General features: G+C 65.8%; 1 protein-coding gene. It reads left to right on the forward strand.

Annotated elements, in window-relative coordinates; genetic code table 11:
- A partial coding sequence (gene priA / locus AACR77_RS14900; RefSeq protein WP_042882529.1) for a replication restart helicase PriA occupies window positions 1-661 on the forward strand: 661 nt, incomplete at both ends.

A 661-nucleotide genomic window follows, 5' to 3' on the forward strand; every position in this document is an offset into this window, starting at 1 on the left:
CAAGTTCGGTGCCTTCCTGCTGGACGGCATCACGGGCTCCGGCAAGACCGAGGTTTACCTCAGCATCCTCGAGCCCCTGCTCAAGGCGGGCAAGCAGGCGCTGGTGATGGTGCCGGAAATCGGCCTCACCCCCCAGACCATCAACCGCTTTCGCCGCCGCTTCAACGTGCCCGTGGTGGCGATGAACTCCGCCATGAACGACAGGGAGCGGCTCGATGCCTGGCTCGCCTGCCGCGACGGTGGTGCCGCCATTCTGATCGGCACCCGATCCGCGGTGTTCACGCCGTTCAAGGACCTCGGCATCATCATCATCGACGAGGAGCACGACGGCTCCTTCAAGCAACAGGACGGCTTTCGCTACCACGCGCGGGATCTGGCAGTGATGCGGGCCCATCGCGCCGGCATTCCCATCCTGCTTGGATCTGCCACCCCGTCGCTGGAGACATTGCACAACGCCTGCAGCGGCAAGTATCACCACCTCAGCCTGACCCGGCGCGCCGGCAACGCCCAGACCGCTCGCCAGGTGATCCTCGACATCAAGAACGTGCGGCTGCAGGCGGGGCTCTCCCCCCAGCTGGAGCAGCTGATGGCCGAGCACCTGGCGGCGGGCAACCAGGTGATGCTGTTTCTCAACCGCCGGGGCTATGCGCCGGCACTCATC

The sequence above is a fragment of the Aeromonas sp. ZOR0002 genome (genome assembly GCF_963866995.1).
Lineage (GTDB): Bacteria > Pseudomonadota > Gammaproteobacteria > Enterobacterales > Aeromonadaceae > Aeromonas > Aeromonas caviae.